Annotated in this window: 3 protein-coding genes; all 3 read right to left on the minus strand. The window is 69.3% G+C overall.

The window, feature by feature from the left end; translation table 11 throughout:
* Nucleotides 1–717: ABC transporter permease (locus tag Y705_RS20775; protein WP_155850124.1), on the minus strand; the 717-nt coding region annotated here is incomplete at its 3' end.
* A 2-nt stretch (nt 718–719) separates the two neighbouring features.
* A complete protein-coding gene (locus tag Y705_RS0116080) occupies nt 720–1838 on the minus strand; it encodes an ABC transporter ATP-binding protein (RefSeq protein ID WP_049822905.1) in 1119 nt (372 codons plus the stop codon).
* 314 nt (nt 1839–2152) lie between these two features.
* On the minus strand, nt 2153–2733 hold a 581-nt coding region (locus tag Y705_RS20780), incomplete at its 5' end, for an N-acetylglucosamine kinase (protein ID WP_275450823.1).

The raw sequence follows: 2733 nt of genomic DNA on the forward strand, positions 1-2733 counted from the left end.
CCCGGAAGCTGGGCCAGGCGCCGGGTCGACTGCCGCGCCGATTGCCGGGGTGCCTGCCGCGCCGCTTGCCGCGCCGCTTGCCCCGGCGCGGCGCGTCCACGGCGTCAGCAGTCGCTCGATGCCGACGAGCAGCAGGTCCATGAGCAGCGCGAGGGCCAGGGTCAGGATGATCCCCACCGCTATCTCAGTGGGAAACGAGCGGAACAGCCCGTCGGTGAAGAGCGTGCCGAGGCTCTGCACGCCGATCAGGGCACCCACGCTGACCGTCGAGATGTTGGTGACGGAGATGACCCGTACCCCGGCGATCAGCACCGGAATCGATAGGGGGAGGTCGACGCTGAGGAACCGCCGGAGCGGTGTGAAGCCCATCGCCACCGCGGCCTGCCGGACGCCGTCGTCGATGGAATTGAGGGCATCGAGGGTGGAGCGGGTGAGCAGGGCGAAGGCGTAGATGGCCAGCGCAACCACCACGTTGACCATGCTGATGGACCGCGTCCCGAGGATCACGGGAAGGAACACGAACATGGCAAGTGACGGGATGGTGTACAGGATCGAGGACACCGTCAGCAGCGCCGCTCCCGCGGTCCGGTGGAGCCGGACCAATTGCGCGAGCGGCACGGCGAACAGCACTCCGAGCACGATCGGCAGGACTGCCTGGAACAGGTGCAGGCCGGTGAGCCGCCCGATGAAGTCGAGATTCGCGAGGAACCAGTCCATGGCTACACCGCCGTGTTGTGGTCGGCGCGGCCGCGGTCGAGCCGGGCCTGCTCGATGAGCTCGAACACCTCGCCCGCACGGACGACGCCGACCACGCGGCCGTCGTCGTCGACCGTCACGCCGAGGCCCGACGGCGACGACAGCGCGGCGTCGAGAGCGCGCCGCAGCGTGTCGCCGCGGGGGTAGAGGGAGCCGCCGGGAACCGCCTCGGCCCGGGACGTGACGTCGGCACGCCTGGCCCGGGGAACCCAGCCGTGCGGACGTCCGTCGTTGTCCACCACGAGGGTCCACGGCGAGCGCACACTGACCGTCGGATCGCCGAGCCGCTCCACCTCGATGGTCTCGATGGGGTGGAGCGGAACGCCGGTTCCGTCCTGGAAGGAGAGGTGGCGGAAGCCCCGGTCTCGGCCCACGAAACCCGCCACGAAGTTGTCGACGGGCGCCCGGAGGATCTCCTCGGGGGTTGCGTACTGTGCGAGGCGCCCGCCCACCGCGAAGACGGCGACCTTGTCTCCGAGGACCGTGGCCTCGTCGATGTCATGGGTGACGAAGACGATGGTCTTGGCGAGGTCGCGCTGCAGCCGCAGGAGCTCCTCCTGCAGTTCACCGCGCACCACCGGGTCGACGGCGCTGAACGGCTCGTCCATGAGCAGGACGGGTGGATCCGCGGCCAGGGCCCGCGCGACGCCGACGCGCTGCTGCTGCCCACCGGAAAGCTCTCCCGGGTAGCGTTTCCCGAGCATCGGGGCGAGCCCGACGACGTCGAGCAGTTCCGCGGCACGTGCCCGTGCCTCGGATCGAGGGACGCCGTTGAGGCGAGGCACTGTGGCGATGTTGTCGAGGACGGAGCGGTGCGGGAGCAGGCCGGAGGATTGCATCACGTACCCCATGGACCTGCGGAGCTCGGCCGCCTTCCGCCCTGACACGTCCGCTCCATCCAGCAGGATGGTGCCCGAGGTGGGCTCGACCATGCGGTTGATCATCCTCAGTGAGGTGGTCTTGCCGCAGCCCGACGGGCCGACGAAGACGGTGATGGCTCCCCGGTCGATGGCGATGCTGAGGTCGTCGACGGCGGGTTGGGTGCCCGCGTAGGTCTTGGTGACACCGCGGAACTCGATCATCGGGTCAGGTGGAGACCCAGGCAGCGAATCCCGAGGTGCCTCGCGTGGTGGATCGGTCCGCGGAGCGTCAGGATCACCGGTACGGGAGGAGGAAGTCATGAAAGCCTTCCCTTTCGTGGCAGGAGCTTGACGGGCGGGCCCGCGGCCGGTTCCCGCCCGGGCGGTGGGCCTCATGGTCAGCGGTGCCGGCTCATCCGGCAGCGGTCAAGGGGAACCGATCAGTTGATCGAGTCTAACCCTCTGTTCGGCGCGATCAAGGCCGGGTATTGGTGAAGTGTCCGGTATTCCGCGGACATGCGCGGAAGGAGGCCCACTCACCGTTGGAGGAGGAATTCCACGCCCATCACCGGATCCTGGGTCAGGAACACGACGTCGTCGAAGCCGTGCCCGTGGAGCGTGGTGCGAAGTGCCTCCTGCAGGAGGGGCTGATTCACTGCGAGGCCGCCTCCGATGATGACGGGCCCTTGGCTCCGGATCACCGATGCGACATCGAGGACGAGCGAGGCGAGCGCATCCGCTGCGCGCCCGATGATGCCGACGGCCGCAGACGTCCCGAGTGCGGCGGCTTCGAACACCAGCGAGGACTGTGAGGCCCAATGGCCGCGCCCGGCGCTCGAATGGAACAGCCCGATCAGTCCGGTGGGCGTTTCGAGTGCATTGCGCTCCAGGACGAGGCGCCCGAGTTCGTCCGGCTCGAGGCCCAGGTCGGCGCGGTGCAGCGTGGCACGGGCCGCTTCACGCGCCACCCAGTAGCCGCTGCCTTCGTCCCCCAGGAGGTAGCCCCAGCCGCCGGAGCGGGCTTCGTTTCCCTCCGCCACACCCCACGCCACCGATCCGGTTCCGGCGATGACGGCGATTCCTTCGACGGCCCGCCCCGCCGCCAGGATCAGGCGGG

Source organism: Arthrobacter sp. H41 (assembly GCF_000520535.1).
In the GTDB taxonomy this organism is placed as follows: domain Bacteria; phylum Actinomycetota; class Actinomycetes; order Actinomycetales; family Micrococcaceae; genus Arthrobacter_D.